Consider the following 17,075-nt stretch of genomic DNA (forward strand, 5'->3'; position numbering starts at 1 on the left):
TGCGACGCCCACGCTTGCGACATGATCAGGCCGCTGAGACTCACATAGGCGGCCACCCATCGGCACCGTGTTTTCCGCAGTCTGTATGCAGGCGAAGGGGATCATCGTGTTCTGGAACACGGTAGCCTGGAAATGGCCGAGGGCACAGTAGCGGATCAGAACGAAAAACGGGCGCCGGTATCTTCGGCCGCGTCGCCGCGACGATACAAGCCGCCAACCATTCTCCGAGCTGCAAAGCTTTCCGACGTGACGCCCGCCCCGGTCGCAGAAAGTCCTTCGCCGTACGCGGAAAATCACACAACATGTCCCGACTAAGCTTATCCTGTTTTAAAATCGTCAGCCTCAATGTCGCAGCGGCATCCTGCCTGCTCGTGACAGGCTGCACGACCAACTTCGCGCTGCAACCGCCTGGGGTAAAAGTCGCCAAGGTCTGGCATGCCACCGTCCCTCACGGCGGTCGGACCGGCGACTTGCTGTCGTGGTGGTCGACATTTTCCGACAGATCCCTGAGGGGACTTCTCGCTGCATCGCAAAGCTCCAGTCCCAGTCTTGAGTCTGCCTTGGCAGAGATCGAGAGCGCGCGCGCCACTTTGGTCACCGCTCAGGCAAGTCTGTCTCCGGCTCTGACTGGCGCGGGGGCAATCACACGCTCGGCGACCGGCGGCTCAGAAGCCAACAAAGTCCCGCCGGCCACAACAGCCAGCGCAAGCCTGGATGCATCGTGGGAGATCGATCTGTTTGGCAAGGCCCGGCAGAAGAGCGAGGCTGCGCGCCTACGCGTTGAGCAGCGAGTGGCCGACTGGCATGGTGCACGCGTTTCGCTCGCGGCCGAAGTAGCTGACTATTACATCCAGTATCGGGCCTGCCGTGAATTGGAGCGGACGTATGCCGCAGAGCTCGTCTCACAACGCGAGACCATCCGAGCAATGCAAACGGCAGAAAGTTCCGGTTTTGCATCGAGCGCCGATCTAGCGCTCGCCGGGGCTGGGGCCGCCACATCGGCCGCCACGTTGACTGCTCAGCGGGCCGAATGTGAAGTTCTCATCAAGTCGATCGCACGCCTGGCCGGGGGTGACGAGCCGCGCGCCCGCAGCCTTTTGGCGATGGGGAAGCCAGGCATTCCGACGCCCAAGGCCTTCCGAATAGCTGCGGTCCCGGCAGAGGCCTTGCGTCAGCGTCCCGATATCAACGCGCTGGAACTTGAGGTCGCCGCATCGCTGGCAGAAATCGGTGCTGCCAAAGCCGACCTCTATCCAAGCCTCAGCCTTGGCGGCTCGCTAACGATCGGATCTTCGTCACTCACCGGGGCCGCGGTTCCCTGGTCCTTTGGTCCGGCGCTTTCCATTCCGCTCTTCGATGGCGGGACACGCCGCGCCGCGGTTGGCAGTGCCGCAGCAGCCCACAATGCAGCGGTGGCTACTTACAAATCGGGCGTCTTGAGTGCCATAGCCGAGGTGGAGACTGTGCTCGTGCGGATCGAAAGTACACGGCGCCAGATCGGCGACGCCGCCACTGCTGCCCGCAGCTATCGTGCGTATTTCAAAGCCGTTGATGCTAACTGGCGGGCAGGCGGTGTCAGCCTGCTCGATCGCGAGGAAGCGCGCCGTTCGGCCCAGGCTGCAGAAGTTTCACTCATCGAGACTCGCCGTGACGCGGCACGCTACTGGATCGCCCTTTACAAAGCGCTCGGCGGCGGTTGGAACGACCCGAGGTCCGTTGAAGCAACTCCCGAAGAAAAGCCGCACTGATGCGACCGACATTCATTCTCCTTGCCCTCCTCCTGGGAGGCACCTCGTTTTCGAGCGTGAAGCTCGCCTTTGCCCAGCAAACCGAAGCGCCGGCACTTACCGTTGCTGTCGTGAAGCCCGCAGAGCGGCAATGGCCAGAAACAGTCCCGGCCAGCGGCTGGTTGAAGCCATGGCATGAGGCGGTCATATCGGCGGAAATCGGAGATCTGCGCGTCACCGACGTCCTTGTCGATGTCGGGTCGATTGTGTCGAAAGGTCAGCCGCTTGTCAGGCTTGCTGATGAAAGTGCGCGCGCGGAGCTGCGCAAGGCCCAAGCTGCGCTGGCAACCGCCAAGGTCGACCTTGCCAAAGCGGACGCAAATGCAGAACGCGCTCGCAAGGTGCAGGGAAGTGGCGCGCTATCTGATGAGAAGATATCCGACTATCTTATTGCCGAGCAGACGGCGCAAGCGGCTGTCGAGTCGGCCGAAGCCTCGTTGGAAAGCCAGAAAATCAAGCTCGACCAGACAGTGATCTCCGCGCCGGATGACGGGCTGATCACGTCCCGCTCGGCACAGCTCGGTGCCGTTGTCTCGCCTGGAACAGAGCTGTATCGCCTCGTGCGTCAGCAACGTATCGAATGGCAGGCCGAAGTTTCTGCACGTTATCTGTCCCGCATCAAGCAAGGTCAAATGGCTAGCATCGTCAGTCCGAGCGGCCGTCAGTTTAAAGGGACTGTTCGCCTGGTCGGACCGACGGTAAGCACGGACACTGGTCGGGCTCTGGCCTATGTTGCGCTGCCGCCCCAGGCTCATCCGCCAATTGGGCTTTATGTCACCGGCCAGGTCGAGCTTGAGACAACTTCGGCGCTCACAGTGCCGGAAACAGCGCTCGTGATGCGAGACGGCAACGCTTACGTCTTCACAGTTGATGCCGGCAAACGAGCGACCCGGGTCGGTGTCGACATCGGCCGCCGCCGAGGCAGCGAAGTCGAAATCCTGTCAGGCGTCGACCCCTCCGCAGACGTGGTGGCGACCGGCGGCGCCTTCTTGTCAGACAAGGCGCTCGTCAGGGTGGAGGGAGAGGCGCGATGAACTTTTCCACCTGGTCAATCCGCAATCCAGTTCCCTCGATCCTGCTGTTCGTCCTGCTTGCCGCCTGCGGTCTGCTCGCTTTCAATCGACTGCCGGTTCAGAATTTTCCCGACATGGATTTGCCTACGATCCATGTCAGCGCCAGCCTCGAGGGCGCCGCGCCGGCACAACTTGAAACGGAAGTTGCGCGCAAAATCGAGGACAAGCTCGCGTCGCTGACACTCCTTGACCACGTCTCGACGACGATCACGGATGGCTCAGTTAGCATCAACGTCTCATTCCACCTGGGAAAGGATAGTGAGGCCGCCCTCAATGAGGTGCGCAACGCCGTGGACGGTGCAGCAGGTGACCTGCCTGCCGGAATGCAGACGCCGAGCGTGACGAAGGTGAGCGTGCAGGGTACGCCTTTGCGCACTTATTTGGTCCGCTCCGCCCGTCTCAACGAGACGGAACTGTCTTGGTTCATCGACAACGAAATGACGAAGGCTCTTTTGTCCGTGGCCGGCGTCGGTGAAGTCAGCCGGATCGGCGGCGTCAACCGTGAAGTTCATATCGATCTCAATCCGCAGCTCATGACTTCGCTTGGCCTCAGCGCCGCGACCGTCTCTTCACAGCTCAAGGCCATGCAGTCGGACGCGTCGGGCGGCCGGGCCGAGGTCGGCGGCAGCAAACAGTCAATCCGCACGCTTGGCGCCGTCTCTTCCATCGAAGAACTGAAGGCGCTCGCAATCCCGCTCCCAAGCGGATCATTGGTACGGCTCGATGAAATCGGCACCGTGATGGACGGCTTCGCCGAGCGGTCCTCAATGGCCTACCTCGATGGCAAACCAGGGATTGCTGTTCAAGTCAAACGATCGAATGGTTTCTCGGACACGGGCGTCGCGTCCGCCATCCAGGCGGCGGTTGAAAACTTTGCCGCCGCCAACCCGGATGTCGAAATCGCCGAGGCATACAACACGATTGGGCCGATCATCGAAAACTATGACGGCTCGATGCACATGCTCTACGAAGGCGCCATCCTGGCGGTCATCGTCGTCTGGCTCTTCCTGCGCGACTGGCGCGCGACCTTCCTTTCAGCGGTTGCGCTGCCGCTGTCGGTCATTCCGACCTTCCTGGTGCTCTACCTTTCTGATTTCAGCCTGAACACGGTGACGCTGCTGGCGCTCTCGCTTGTCGTTGGCATCCTCGTCGACGATGCAATCGTCGAGATCGAAAACATTGCGCGTCACATGCAAATGGGAAAACCACCAATGGAGGCCGCCCTCGAGGCCGCAGACGAAATCGGACTTGCCGTTATCGCCACGACTTTTACGCTCGTTGCGGTTTTCCTGCCGACTGCCTTCATGAGCGGAATTCCAGGCCTGGTTTTCCGCCAATTCGGTGTCACCGCGGCCGTAGCGGTTCTCGCCTCGCTGCTTGTGGCGCGCCTGCTGACACCGATGATGGCCGCTTACATGATGAAGGCGCATCCTGCCAGGCAAAGAGATGGCTGGACCATGCGGGCATACTTGGCTTTCGTGAAGACCAGCCTTCGTCACCGTGCACTCACTGTACTTGGCGTGTGCCTGTTTCTGGGCCTCTCGCTTTCGACGATCCCTTTCCTCAGCGCCGGCTTCATGCCTCCCTCGGACGACGCCCAGGCGCAGGTGACCCTGACCCTGCAGCCGGGCAGTACAATCGAACAGACCAACGCTCTAACTCGGCAGGCAGCGCATATCGTTTCCGGCCTGCCTGAAGTGCGGCAGATATTTTCCGCCGTGGGCACTGCCTCTTCGAGTGACCTGCTGGAATCTTCGACCACTCTCGACACGTCCACCTCTTCCCTTGTCGTCGACCTCAAAAAGATCGGCGAGCGCAGCAAGACACAGACCGAAATCGAAAACGACATTCGACAAGCGCTCGCCGTCCTGCCCGGCGTCAGGACAGCAGTGGGATCAGGCGGCAACGGCACGACATTGACGATCGCTCTCGCCAGCGACAACTCCGACGCTCTCGAGCAGGCTGCCTGGGCATTGGAAGAGCAGTTACGCACGCTCAAGGGGATCGGCGCAGTCACCTCGAGCGCCTCTCTGCAGGCACCCGAAATCCAGATCATCCCGGATTTTGATCACGCCGCCGCATTTGGCGTCACGGCCGAGGCGATCTCCGAGGCTGTACGCGTGGCGACGAGCGGCGATTATTCCTCGTCGCTCGCAAAACTCAATCTGCCACAGCGTCAGATCCCCATTCGTGTTCGCTTCGACCCCGAAAGCCGCAAGACACTCGGCGATATCGCAAGTCTGCGTGTTGCCGGTGTCCGCGGTAATGTCGACTTAGGTTCAGTCGCCGAGATTCGTGTCGGCGGCAGCCCTTCTGAGATCAGCCGTATCGACCGCTCACGCAACATCACGCTTTCCGTCGAGCTCAACGGCCGGATCCTTGGCGATGTGTATAGCGAGGCGAAATCGCTGCCTGCGCTCCAGAACCTGCCCGAAGGCGTCAAGCTCGTCGAGCAGGGCGAATTGGAGCGCAGCTCAGAGCTCTTCGACAACTTCGCGATCGCAATGGCTATTGGGGTCTTTTGTATCTACGCCGTGCTCGTCTTGCTGTTTCACGACTTTCTGCAGCCGATCACCATACTCATGGCCCTGCCTTTGTCGCTTGGGGGAGCGCTGTTGCCAATTGTGCTGACTGGCACCAGCTTCTCAATGCCTGTGGTTATCGGCCTGCTGATGCTGATGGGCGTTGTGACCAAGAACTCCATTCTTCTCGTCGAGTATGCCATCATGTTGCGGCGCACGGGGCTCACGCGTTTGGACGCGCTCATCGACGCTTGTCACAAGCGCGCCCGTCCGATCGTGATGACCACTGTCGCCATGGGGTGCGGAATGCTTCCTGTCGCGCTCAGTCTGAGCGGCGGCGACTCGAGCTTCCGCCAACCCATGGCGATCGTGGTGATCGGCGGCCTGATAACTTCGACCGTCCTCAGCCTTGTCGTTATTCCCGTGGTATTTACTTTCACCGATGATCTATTGGAGATCCTCAAGCGTCTTGTGCGGCGGCGAACTGGATCACGGAAAATGGACCTGGTCGCAGCTGATAACTAGTCACCAGCCATCCTGATTGTACCGATGACTGGTGCCGCGACCGACAAAAGCTTCTTCGAGGCATATCTGCAGCAATTTCCGGACGGCGTCTTTGCCGCCCTTGCGAGGTTGAAGATCGACGCAATCAAGAAGCGCATGGAAACCGAACGGCACGCGCAGCTGCCAGAGGCGGAGCGCGCCACTAACGCAAACGACGGCGCCAAAGGGACCGAACTAGCAAGCCTTGAATGTCGCGACCGGCTCGTCCAGTCATCGGCTCCCACGCCAGACGCAAGCGAACTTGTGCGCGCCACCCAAGGGGAACTCTTGCGCATAGGATGCCTTTGGAGCCGGGCTAACGGAGAGTGGGCGGCCAGCAGCCGCAAAGCCTAGGCGGATCGGCAAGGTGTCAGCCTGGCATCGCTGGAACCAACGGCGGAAATTCTGGAAAGGCTGAGGGCGGTCGGAGGCCGTGTCTGCCCGCTTACTTGCGACAACGGAATTGGAGTGCAGGGCGATCATTGTGTGCCGCAGGCAAGTGGCCTGAGCGCGTTTAATGGCACATGGAGATTAATCAGACGAGCAACAACGGACTACGGCGATTGGCGAGAACTCTCAACGCCCGTCAGGCCCGCCGTGATAGCTCGCGCCCGCCAGTCAGTGCGAGGCCTTGCGGCCCGCCGTCACCTTGCCTGATCGGCCTCAGGCGCGAAGGCCTGTCCTGGATGCAAGCGCGCGCGCCGAGCGATGCGCTGCGGCAATGACCGCGTCTTCATCCAGCGTGACGACCTTCCCGCCATCGACGACCTGACGACCGCCCACGTACACCGCTTTCACGGTGTGACGGCCGCCGATCACTCCCAGCTCTAGGCCCGGATCGAAGCCGAAATTCACAGAAGCGTTCGGACACCGCACCACGAAGTCGGCGCGCTTGCCGACCTCGAGACTGCCTAGCTCTCCGTCGGCACCGATCGTCGCCGCGGCGCCAAGCGTGCGCATGCGCAGAATCTCACGCGGCATTGCCGACCGTCCCGAGGCGGCGGCAGCCGAGGCGGCCAGGCTTCCAAGGACATCGAAGTCGGCAACACGAGGAATGTCGCTTGCAATTCCAACCTTTACGCCGGCCCGGTGCAGCTCCACCATGCGCGGCTGCGCCCCGTCTTTGCCGAGCATCTGCAACTGGCCCCAAGGGCACCAGACGACTCGCAGCCCATATTTGCCAAAAAGCGAAATCTCGTCTTCGCGCACCAGGTTCATGTGAGTGAACGTGACATGAGAATCCAGGAACCCACGTTCCTCGAACCACCTCAGCAGTGGCTGCCCAAGCGCCTTCTCTCGTTTCAGCTGAAAGGCCGGAAGATATCCAAGATGCTCTTGAAATCTCACATCGCGATCGCGGGCTAGGCTCAGGGCGGCTTGGTAGAGTTCGGGTGAATCGGTCGCCTCGCCGTAGAGTCCGACGAAGGCTTTCACCAGGCTGTTCGGGTTGCGATTGCGAAACAGCTGGCCCCCCAGTCTCTTCAGCGCTTCATCAGTGTTTCGCGGCCAGCGGGCGAGAAAGTTCTCGCTGACCAGTTCAGGCAAATCAGCGGCCAGCGCCTCGCCACCATCGGCGACGTAAGGGTCAGTGAGCCAGATGCGGACACAGGCTTCATCAGCAACGGCCGCGACTGCATCAGGGTCAAAGACAGTTCCAGGATCGACAAAGCCGGTATAGCCACATTGCAAGTAATCGAGAGCAGCCAAACGGGCGCTTGCATACTCATCTTCTGGGGTCAGCTCGCCTTTCCAGTGCCCCATGGTAACGGAGGTCCCTTCCATCAGGGGCAAAACGCTGCGCGCCGTGTACTGGGAGACATGAACGTGGGCGTCGATGAACCCCGGATGGACCGCGCCTCCTGCCGCATCGAACAACTGGTCCGAGGCATAGCTGGCGAAAATCTTCTCTTGCCGGTCAAGCGCGACGATGCGTCCGTCTCGGACGGCAAGCGCGCCGGTCCGAACAACGCGATCATTAGCGTCCACCGTGAGGATTGTTGCATTGTGGACGATGAGATCACAGCGTTGCGGCTCATTCGAGCCGCCTGGCACCCCTGAGGCGTTCGTTGCAAAGGGCATGGTAATCATCCCAATTTTGTGGCTGGCTCGACAAGCGCTGAAGGATTCATGGGGGCGTGAATTCGCCTCCATTGATGTCGAGTACCGCGCCGTTCAGGAAGTCGGCGTCCGGCGCGACCAGGAAAGCAACTGCACGGGCGATGTCCTCTGCTCGACCGAGCCTGCCGATGGGAATGCGTGTAAGGGCCTCCTTGTTGACGAGCGAATCCGTGGGACCCGTCATGTCCGTCACGATGCGACCGGGGGTGATCGTGTTGGCGGTGATGCCGAACGGGGAATATTCGCTGACGATTGATCGCGCGAGACCGGCAAGCCCGCTCTTGGATGCGGTATAGGCAGCACCAGCTATCCTTGGCATCGTACGACCAGCGAGCGAACCGATGAAGACGATGCGTCCGTATCGGCGCTCGGCCATCGCCGGCAGAACGCATTGGCAGCAAACCAGCGCACCGGTCAGATTGATCCCCAACACTTCATTCCAGTCGGCAAGGTCGATTTCAGCAATCGGGATTCGGCCGCCATTGCGTTTGGGCGAGTAGCCGGCATTGCAGACAAGGACGGATGGAGTCGGCCAATGGGCGGCGAGGTCGCCGAAGAACCGTCGCACTGCCTCTGGGTCTCGCAGGTCGACCACCGCCGACCTTATTCGCTCTATCCCGTAGGAGGCGGACAGCGCGCGAGCGGCAGCCTGAACCCGTTCCGGCTGATGACTGAAGAAGGCGACACGATAACCTGCCCGCAAGAGCGCGTCGGCAGTTGCAAGGCCGATACCGCTCGAGGCGCCAGTGATCACCGCAACCGGTATCTCTTCGCCAAGTTCCGCCATCAGACAGCCTCCGCAAAAGCAGGAGACGGCTCAGCCGCATCAAGCGTCCCGTCATACAAAGATAGAGGCGGATGGGCATCGGGATCGGTAATGATCTCGATCAAGCACGGTTCGTCGGCAGCAAGGGCCGTCTGCAGCGCTGGCAGGACCTCTTCCTGGTTCTCGACCCGGACGGCGCTGCAGCCGCAAGCCCTGGCAAGCCCCGAATGGTCGACGGGCGCAAAATGGCAAGCACTGGTGTAGCGGCCAAACTTCACCGTCTCAGCATCTTTTTGGTAGCCGAGCACGCCGTTCTTCAGGACGATCACCTTAACGGCGATGCCCAGGCGCATCATTGTTTCGAGTTCGGCCCAGGAGTGGGCAAAACCGCCATCGCCGACGAGGGCGACAACAGGAGCATCAGGATTGGCCAATTTGGCGCCAATGGCCATAGGTAGCCCCCAGCCAAGACCAGCGAGACCGCGCGGCGTGAGGAAACGCTGGCCGACGGCAAGGGCCCTTAGTTGACCGGCCACCCACATGGAGGAGTAGCTGGCATCGGCAACCACCGTCATGGTCGGCGTGAGGCAGTGCTGCAGATCCATCATCACTCGCTCGGGTCGAAGCGAGCTCGGATGGCGCGCCAAAATCCGCCCGCGCTCCGACTCGAACGCTGCCTGCATCCCGGCAATCTTTCGCTCCAATTGATTGCGTCCCGCCAAGCGCCGCGACAGGTCACAAAGGCTGAGCGTGTCGGTGAGAGCGGTGAGCGTTTCGGCTGCATCACCGACAAGGCGGAGCGCCTCATAGTTGCGACCAATTTCCGCAGGATCGACATCGACATGAATGAGGCGCGCTGACTTCGGAATGGAGCGCCAGCTGTCAGTCCCGTTTTGATTTGTCCGCGTCCCGATAAGGAGGATAACATCAGCCTGTTGGAGAAGGCCCCTCGAGTGCCGCCCGATCGATCCCGGACCAGTAAGTGGACCGAGGACGCCAAGGGAAAGCGGGTGCGTTTCGTTCACCGCGCCCTTGCCCATGGGAGTCGTCATCACCGGCAAGTGCGCGACTTCCTGCAAGCGAGCAAGCGCCTGCGGCGCGCCGGTTGTCAGAGCCCCGCCGCCGGCCATGACGACCGGCTGGCGTGCCTGTGCCAGCAATAGGGCGGCAGCAGAAATCGCCTCGTCGCTCGGTCGCGATCTGTCAATCGGCCAAGCGCCGAGCGTCGCGGTGCGTGGATGTCCGGATTCGACGGCCACCTCCCGCAACAGATCCGCCGGCAGCAACAGCACCGCGGGGCCAGGTCTGCCGCTTCCAGCCGCGGTAAAGGCCGCGTCGACGTAATCATCCACGCGGTCCGCGGTGATGAGACGCCTGACCCACTTGGCGCAAGGCTGGAACAGGGCGATATGGTCAAGCTCCTGGAAGGCATTGCGATCGAAATTGGGCCGCTCCACTTCCTGGACAAGCGCCACGATCGGCACACTGGCCTTCAGCGCTTCGGCGAGCGGGGCGACCAGCAATGTTGCAGCCGGGCCATTTTGGGCGGCAACGACCGAGATACGGCCCGACCGCCGCGCATATCCGTCAGCCATGGCGCCGCCCATATTTTCCTGGCGATAGGCGATCTGTCGAATGCCGATCGCCTCGCATGCGAGAACGACGGCTGAGGGAAGGCTTTGTGCAAAAATGAGCTCGACGCCGTGGCGCTTTAATGCAAGGGCGATACGCTCGGCGACGGTTTCGCGAGATGCCGACATCACGCAATCTCCTCGAGGAGGGCGGAATTTTCAGAAAGGAATGCTTCAAAGACGCCGGAGATCGTCTCGATTTCCGCCTCCCCCATGGTCGTCGAAAGACAGGCCGCTGCGCCAAGTGGAAGAACGATGCCGTTTCCCGCGAAAAAGCGGGACATCTCTTTCATGACTTTGGTTTCGGCCGGGTTCCAATGCGCTTCCCGGAACTCGCGTGGACGCGTTGGCTTCGGGTGGATGCGGAAGAGCGAAGCCGCCCCGGTAATGCTAAGCGGCGCATTTGCACGTGCGATAATGTCCTCCAAGCGGTTCCGCAGTTGGTTACCCAGCCGTTCAAGCCGGGCAAAGGCGATTTCATCGAGGGCCTTCATCGCGGCCTGGCCTGCCACCATGGAGATCGGATTCGCCGAAAACGTCCCGCCTTGCGGAAGCAATGGCCGGCCGCGGCTGCCGTCGAACACGCTCATGATTTCGCCCAGACCTCCGACCGCTCCAATCGGAAAACCGCCTCCAATAATCTTGCCCAAAGCAAACAGGTCCGGCTGGAGGCCATAGCGTGCCGAGGCGCCGTGATAGTCCTGACGAAAATTGAGGACCTCGTCGCTGATGACGAGAATCCCATGCTCGCGGGCCGTTTCCTGGAGAGCGGCAACGAATTCCGGTTCGGGGGCGATGAGCCCGGCCCGGCTCGGCATCGGATCGATAACCACGGCCGCGATTTCGCTACCGCGCCGGTTCAGTAATTCGCGCGTTCCAGCCGCATCGTTGAACCGCAGCACCACCACATCATCCAGCACCGCAGCCGGCATGCCGCGGTAATAGGGCGTCGCCGCCGGGCTGTCCGGGAGGCCCCAGTCTTCGGGGACGCTTGCCTGAGCCACTTCCACCCAATCATAAGCTCCATGATAGGCGCCTTCGATCTTGGCGATGCGTGATCGTCCGGTGAACGCGCGGGCCGCCTTGATCGCGAACATGACGGCTTCAGTGCCTGTATTGACGAAGCGGATCCGCTCCAGCCGAGGCACGCGGGCGCATAGGACGGAAGCGAGCTCGACTTCCGCCTCCGTTGGGTTGGCAAAGCAGGTGCCGCTCCTCATCTGGCTTTCGACGGCCGCGCGCACCGGTTCGAAAGCGTGCCCGTGAATGAGCGTGGTGAAATTCAGGTTGAGGTCGAGGAAGCGCCTACCGTCGACGTCGGTCAAATACGCTCCCTCTGCGCGGGCAATGTAGCGAGGAACCGGGTCGCGTTCGACCGTGACGCGCGTCGTTCCGTCCGGGAAGACGGCATGCGCGCGCTCAAACAAAGCGCTCGAATGCGGCCCAGGCGGAAAGGCCGCTGCTTTAGACGTCTGTAAACTGGCCGAAACAGGCATCACACCTCACCTCCATGGTCGCCACATCAAAGGGCGCGTCCTCAGGACACGGCGGAGGAGAAGCAGATTTTGATATTTGATGCAACAAAAAAGTTTAAGTGACCAGCTCTCCTTGTTGATCGCCAGCGGCACCGAGTTGCGACGACAGGCGGCGGTAGCCGCTGCGAATGTCGTTTTCGATTGCCGCTCGCACCGCTGCGGGATCCCGGTCCTGCAATCCACGCAGAGCCCACAAGTGGTTGGAAACGCCAGTGCGCGACTGCGCGAACTCCGGATAGAGGCCGTTGAACGCCGGGCCCATGCGAAGCCACAATGATTCAATGATGGTTACAAGCCGGCGCATGCCGGAACGGCGATAGATCAGGAAATGAAAATCCTTATTGGCATCGAGCACATCCGTGTATCGGCCCTCGTCCAGACCACGATTGATGCGCTGCTGTAACTCTTCCAGTTCATGGATATCCGCCTCGGTCACGTGGTTGGTCGACTGCTCGGCCGCCAAGCCCTCCAGGGACAGGCGAATTGCAGTGATCTCATCGAGGTCTGGAAGGCTGAGATAGGGCACAATGACCGTTTTGGGGCCGGCATTGATCAGCCCTCCCTCCCCGATCAGCCGTGTGATGGCATCCCGTGCCGGGGTGGTGCTGACCTCGAGGACTTGGGCGACCGAACGAAGCGTAAGCTTGGTGCCTGGCTGCAGTGCCCCTCGAATAAGCGAGTCCTTCAAAGCCGCGTAGGCACTCTCGCCGAGGCTGCTGTGCCGCCCAATCGGGGCAAGATCGCCAGGAAGCGCTTCCTTGCCCTTTTTTGACGCAGCAAACATCGCCAACCATCCTGTCCTGCGTGCGATCGCGGGAGATGCTCCCGCCGACTCGCTGTGAAACACGTTTGGAACCCTAGTCTTGGCCTGTGGCCCGCGCCAGAGGGTCAAAATGGTGTTCGGTGACTTGACAGAAATATGAAGCGTTTGTTACACCAAATTTCATATTTTAAAAAGGCGTGCGGACGACCTGCAGCCGGGAGGATGAACGGATGGACAAATTGGGAGTCGCGGAAGGGCTGATAAACAGGCGCAAACTGCTTGGCCTGGCCTCTGGTGCGGCGGCGGCGGGCATTGGCCTGGCCTTGCCTGAGCTCGTCATGGCGGCCCCCTTCGAAGGGCTCGTCGAACGCGCGCGCCAGGCGGGCGAGCGACAAGTCGTGGTCGCGGGCGGCACCGGCGCCTACGGTGACCTGGTCAAGAAGCACTTCTATCTCCCGTTTACCGAAGCCACGGGCATAGAGGTCGTCCCGACCGGCGGTGGCTATGGCGAGAAGCTCGCCAAGCTGAAGGCCATGACATCTGTTGGAAAGGTTGAATGGGACGTCATCACCCTTTCGATCGACTCGCTGACCCCCGACGTCACGAGCCTGCTTCGTGATCTTGGTGATTGCGCCGGCTTGCCGGACGTGGCCAGCCAGGGTGTCGACGGTTCATGTCTGCGCGAGGGCGTGATGTTTGATATAGGAGGCGGCGTTCTTGCCTTCGACAAACGCAGCTTTCCCGAAGGCCAGGCACAGCCGGCCGGCTGGGCGGATTTTTGGAACGTGAAGGCCTTCCCTGGGCCGAGGGCGCTACCCAACATCGGCAATCCGTGGTGGGCATTAATTGCGGCGCTCGAGGCGGATGGCGTCAGCCGAGATGCGCTGTTCCCACTGGACATCGATCGCGCCTTTCGCAAGCTGGACGAGATCAAGCCGCATGTGACGGTATGGTGGAAGAGCGGCGACCAGAGCCAGCAGATCTTTCGTACGGGCGAAGTGGTGATGGCTATGCTGTTTTCGGGCCGCGCCTTCCGGCTGCGCGGCGAGGGAATTCCGCTCGGCATCAGCTGGAACGGTGCGCCGCTGGATGCAGCATTTTGGGCTGTGACCAAAGCGGCTCAGCATCCAAACGCCGCGCTTGCGCTGCTCGATTTCATCTACACGCGCCCGAAGGCGCATGCCGAATTCGCGGCGGAGTCTTTCGGCTCGACGGCTCAGCGCGGAGCCCTCGATTTCTTGCCGGCCGATGCCAAGGCCTCAAGTGTGCTGCAGCCCGCCAACTGGTCAAACATCGTTCGTGTCGACCGCGAATGGCTTGCCGCAAACCGCGAGAAGGTTTTGCAGCGCTGGAGCATGTGGATCGCGAGCTGAACTGATTTCCGAACGCCAGGGCTGCCAAAGCCATCAGGCTTGGCGATCCTGAAATGTTGTCCCTCAACTTTCGACTTTTTTGGAGGTAGCCGAGCAGTGGATGGAGCAAGCGTTTCGGTTCGGGGGCTAGGCAAGCGTTACGGCGCGGTTCGCGCCGTGAAGGAGGTGGGCATCGAGGTTCGTTCCGGCGAGTTCCTCTCGCTTCTGGGACCGTCAGGGTCCGGCAAGACGACGCTCCTTATGATGATTGCCGGCTTCGAGATGCCAAGCGAAGGCGCGATCCGGATTGGCGATCGCGACGTGACCTATGTTGCGCCGAACCGGCGCAATATCGGTATGGTGTTTCAGCGATACGCGCTGTTTCCCCACATGACGGTTGCGGACAACGTCGCCTTTCCGCTGCGTATGCGCAAAGTTGTGAAAGCCGAGATTGCGCGTCGGGTCACCGACGCCCTCGCGCTGGTGCAACTCCAAGACTTTGGCAAACGTCTGCCGGCCGAGCTGTCGGGCGGGCAACAACAGCGCGTGGCGGTGGCGCGCGCTTTGGTGTTCGAGCCGCCCGTCCTCCTTATGGACGAGCCACTTGGCGCGCTCGACAAGAAGCTGCGTGAGCAGATGCAAATCGAGATAAAGCGCCTGCAGCAGCGGTTGGGCGTGACCGTCATTTATGTGACTCACGACCAGGAGGAGGCGCTCACCATGTCAGACCGGATCGCGGTCATGCGCAACGGCTCGCTGGAGCAGATCGGTTCACCGACCGAGCTCTATGACAATCCCGCCACGCCATTTGTCGCCGATTTCGTCGGTAAGACGAACTTCCTGGAAGCTGTCTGTCAAAGCTGCAACGGAACCGGTCTCGAATTCGGCCTTGGCCAAAGCGGCTTCATTCACCTGAAAGAATGCCCACCCAATCTGCCCTCGCCGCCCCGGCCTGGCGACAAAATGCGTGTGGCCGTGCGACCGGAGCAGATACGAATCTTGCGCCCAGAAGATAGCGATAGCCCGCCTCTCAACGGCGTCGTTGAAGCCGTGATCTTTGTCGGCTCGTTCCGGACGTTCCTGGTACGCCTTGCCGGAGGCGAGCTCGTCCATGTTCAGGCCAGTACGGATCATGGCATTGCGCACCCGCAAGAAGGCGATCGCGTCGGCCTGACCATACCAAGCCAGGCAGTGCAGGTCTTTCCGGAGCGGAGGCCGTGACGATGCGCGCCAAACCCTTGGCGGGGAGTCCTTTTGGGGGCCGCCCAACTTCGGCGCAGGAATATGGGCCGGGTCTGTCGCTGCTTCTCGTAACCCCGCTTGTCCTGCTTCTCGTTGGGGGCTTCCTCTACCCGGTCGGAAAGCTCTTTTGGGGCAGTGTCTTCGTACCGGAAGCGACGTTTGCGAACTACGCGCGCATCCTGCAGGAGCCGCTATTCTTGCTTGTTCTGTGCCGCACGTTCGAGATCGCCTTCGTCGTTACCGCTCTCGCCTTGCTGCTTGGCTACCCGGTGGCTATGGCGATGGCCCGCGTCTCTGGGCGCACAGCAATGCTGATTGCCGCCTGCGTGCTCATCCCCTTGTGGACGAGCGTCCTCGTTCGCTCCTACGCCTGGATAGTGCTCCTCCAGCGAAACGGTGTTGTCAACAACGCGCTGATCGAGACAGGGCTGACAGGGACGCCGTTGCGGCTCCTCTATACACAGGGCGCCGTGATCGCGGCGATGACGCAGGTCCTGCTACCCTTCATGATTTTGCCGATCTATTCGGTTGTCCGCAACATTCCCGATGACTTTGTGAGAGCGGCGCGCAATCTTGGCGCCGGCAGCCTCCAGGCTTTCTTTCGCGTCACGTTGCCGCTCAGCCTTCCCGGCGTGACGGCAGGGGTGCTCATCACCTTCATTCTGTCGCTTGGGTTCTACATCACGCCGGCGCTCGTCGGCGGACCAGGCACTCTCATGATGTCGACCCTGATCGGTCAGCAGACGACGGAACTCCTTGACTGGCCATTCGCAGGAGCGCTTGCCGCGGTTCTGCTCGCCGCCACGCTTTTGCTCGTCATTGTTTTCCGGCGCGCGCTCGCGCTTAACAAGGGGTTCAAACTTGGCTAACGCTGACCTGGTTCTTGCTGAACGAGCCGTTCGAGAAAAAGGCCATATCGCCAGAAATACGGCGGCACTTCTTGCCGCGGTGCCGATCGGGTTGATCCTGTTTTTCCTTCTGCTGCCGACGCTCATCGTCATCCCGATGTCTGTCGGCACCTCACCCTACATTGAGTTCCCGCCCCGGGGGCTCACATTCAAGTGGTACGAGGCGTATTTCAGCGACCCGGATTGGATGGCCGCGACCTGGTTCAGCTTTCGTATCGCTGTTGCGACGACGTTCACGGCCACGGTCATCGGCACGCTTGCCGCTGTTGCATTGATCCGAGGCCGACTGCCTGCCAAAGAGTACCTCCAGGCGCTGACGCTGGCTCCGCTTATCGTCCCCCATATCGTCATCGCCGTCTCGCTCTATCTTTTCTTTGCCCCCCTCGGCCTGGTGGGCAACTTCTACGGGTTCGTCATTGCCCACTCGATGCTGGCGGTGCCCTACGTGGTGATCACAGTAAGTGCCGCTCTGCAGCGCTTTGATCCGAACCTCGAGCTTGCGGCACTCAATTGCGGCGCCACGCGCCTGCAGGCGTTTTTTCACATCGTGCTGCCGAACATCCGGCCCGGCGTTGCCGCCGGCGCGGTCTTCGCGTTCTTGGCCTCGTTCGATGAGGCGACAGTCGCCTTCTTCATCTCCGGCATCGAGGGCAAGACGATCACGCGCAAGATGTTCGAGGACATTGATTTCAATCTTACGCCGGTGATCGCCGCCGTTTCGACTGTCCTGACGCTGGTCTCGCTGATGCTCATGAGCACGATCGAGATTGCGCGGCGGCGGAGCGACCATGGCCGGCGGGAATGAAGCTTGGGTCCTGGCTAGCGCCACGCGCCA

Annotated in this window: 13 protein-coding genes; 8 read left to right on the forward strand and 5 right to left on the reverse strand. The window is 61.2% G+C overall.

Translation table 11 applies throughout. The annotated features are described in order from the left end of the window. The first annotated feature begins 302 nt into the window (after nucleotides 1-302). Genes EN852_RS14485 through EN852_RS14500 form a run of 4 tightly spaced genes read left to right on the forward strand, consistent with a single transcriptional unit; the run spans nucleotide 303 to nucleotide 6,279 of the window. The gene (locus tag EN852_RS14485; protein WP_127868216.1) at nucleotides 303-1,748 is read left to right on the forward strand and encodes an efflux transporter outer membrane subunit; all 1,446 of its coding nucleotides are present in this window, start codon (nucleotides 303-305) and stop codon (nucleotides 1,746-1,748) included. Next, on the forward strand, nucleotides 1,748-2,821 hold the full coding sequence (locus EN852_RS14490) for an efflux RND transporter periplasmic adaptor subunit (RefSeq protein WP_127868217.1): 1,074 nt from the start codon (nucleotides 1,748-1,750) through the stop codon (nucleotides 2,819-2,821). Before EN852_RS14485 ends, EN852_RS14490 begins: the two co-directional genes overlap by 1 nt. Next, a complete protein-coding gene (locus EN852_RS14495; protein WP_127868218.1) occupies nucleotides 2,818-5,907 on the forward strand; it encodes an efflux RND transporter permease subunit in 3,090 nt (1,029 codons plus the stop codon). Before EN852_RS14490 ends, EN852_RS14495 begins: the two co-directional genes overlap by 4 nt. A gap of 24 nt (nucleotides 5,908-5,931) precedes the next feature. Then, nucleotides 5,932-6,279, forward strand: coding sequence for a hypothetical protein (locus EN852_RS14500; RefSeq protein WP_127868219.1), 348 nt, complete (start codon nucleotides 5,932-5,934; stop codon nucleotides 6,277-6,279). Nucleotides 6,280-6,588: 309 nt separating this feature from the next. Here EN852_RS14500 and EN852_RS14505 read toward each other — a convergent pair whose 3' ends face one another. From EN852_RS14505 to EN852_RS14525, 5 genes are all read right to left on the reverse strand, one after another. Continuing rightward, nucleotides 6,589-8,004, reverse strand: a complete 1,416-nt coding sequence (locus EN852_RS14505; protein ID WP_189545939.1) for an amidohydrolase family protein — start codon at nucleotides 8,002-8,004, stop codon at nucleotides 6,589-6,591. A 46-nt stretch (nucleotides 8,005-8,050) separates the two neighbouring features. Further along, complete coding sequence (gene fabG, locus EN852_RS14510) at nucleotides 8,051-8,830, reverse strand: 3-oxoacyl-ACP reductase FabG (RefSeq protein ID WP_127868221.1); 780 nt, start codon at nucleotides 8,828-8,830, stop codon at nucleotides 8,051-8,053. Further along, nucleotides 8,830-10,569 (reverse strand): acetolactate synthase catalytic subunit, encoded by a 1,740-nt coding sequence (locus EN852_RS14515; protein WP_127875700.1) that lies wholly within the window; start codon nucleotides 10,567-10,569, stop codon nucleotides 8,830-8,832. Before EN852_RS14515 ends, fabG begins: the two co-directional genes overlap by 1 nt. Further along, the gene (locus tag EN852_RS14520) at nucleotides 10,569-11,936 is read right to left on the reverse strand and encodes an aspartate aminotransferase family protein (RefSeq protein WP_127875699.1); all 1,368 of its coding nucleotides are present in this window, start codon (nucleotides 11,934-11,936) and stop codon (nucleotides 10,569-10,571) included. The genes EN852_RS14515 and EN852_RS14520 overlap by 1 nt, the downstream gene beginning before the upstream one ends. Nucleotides 11,937-12,030: 94 nt before the next feature. After that, nucleotides 12,031-12,759 carry a GntR family transcriptional regulator gene (locus tag EN852_RS14525; RefSeq protein ID WP_127875851.1) on the reverse strand — a complete coding sequence of 243 codons (729 nt, stop codon included), beginning with the start codon at nucleotides 12,757-12,759 and terminating at the stop codon, nucleotides 12,031-12,033. A 176-nt stretch (nucleotides 12,760-12,935) separates the two neighbouring features. Here EN852_RS14525 and EN852_RS14530 point away from each other — a divergent pair, with 176 nt between their 5' ends. The 4 genes from EN852_RS14530 (at nucleotide 12,936) to EN852_RS14545 (ending at nucleotide 17,045) form a co-directional block, all read left to right on the forward strand. Continuing rightward, on the forward strand, nucleotides 12,936-14,111 hold the full coding sequence (locus EN852_RS14530) for an ABC transporter substrate-binding protein (RefSeq protein ID WP_127875698.1): 1,176 nt from the start codon (nucleotides 12,936-12,938) through the stop codon (nucleotides 14,109-14,111). Between the two features lie 96 nt (nucleotides 14,112-14,207). Next, a complete protein-coding gene (locus tag EN852_RS14535) occupies nucleotides 14,208-15,311 on the forward strand; it encodes an ABC transporter ATP-binding protein (protein WP_127868225.1) in 1,104 nt (367 codons plus the stop codon). Between the two features lie 2 nt (nucleotides 15,312-15,313). After that, nucleotides 15,314-16,201 carry an ABC transporter permease gene (locus tag EN852_RS14540; protein WP_127868226.1) on the forward strand — a complete coding sequence of 296 codons (888 nt, stop codon included), beginning with the start codon at nucleotides 15,314-15,316 and terminating at the stop codon, nucleotides 16,199-16,201. Between the two features lie 46 nt (nucleotides 16,202-16,247). Continuing rightward, nucleotides 16,248-17,045 carry an ABC transporter permease gene (locus tag EN852_RS14545; protein ID WP_246694295.1) on the forward strand — a complete coding sequence of 266 codons (798 nt, stop codon included), beginning with the start codon at nucleotides 16,248-16,250 and terminating at the stop codon, nucleotides 17,043-17,045. Nucleotides 17,046-17,075: the final 30 nt, after the last annotated feature.

Source organism: Mesorhizobium sp. M2E.F.Ca.ET.209.01.1.1 (assembly GCF_004010375.2).
In the GTDB taxonomy this organism is placed as follows: Bacteria; Pseudomonadota; Alphaproteobacteria; order Rhizobiales; family Rhizobiaceae; genus Mesorhizobium.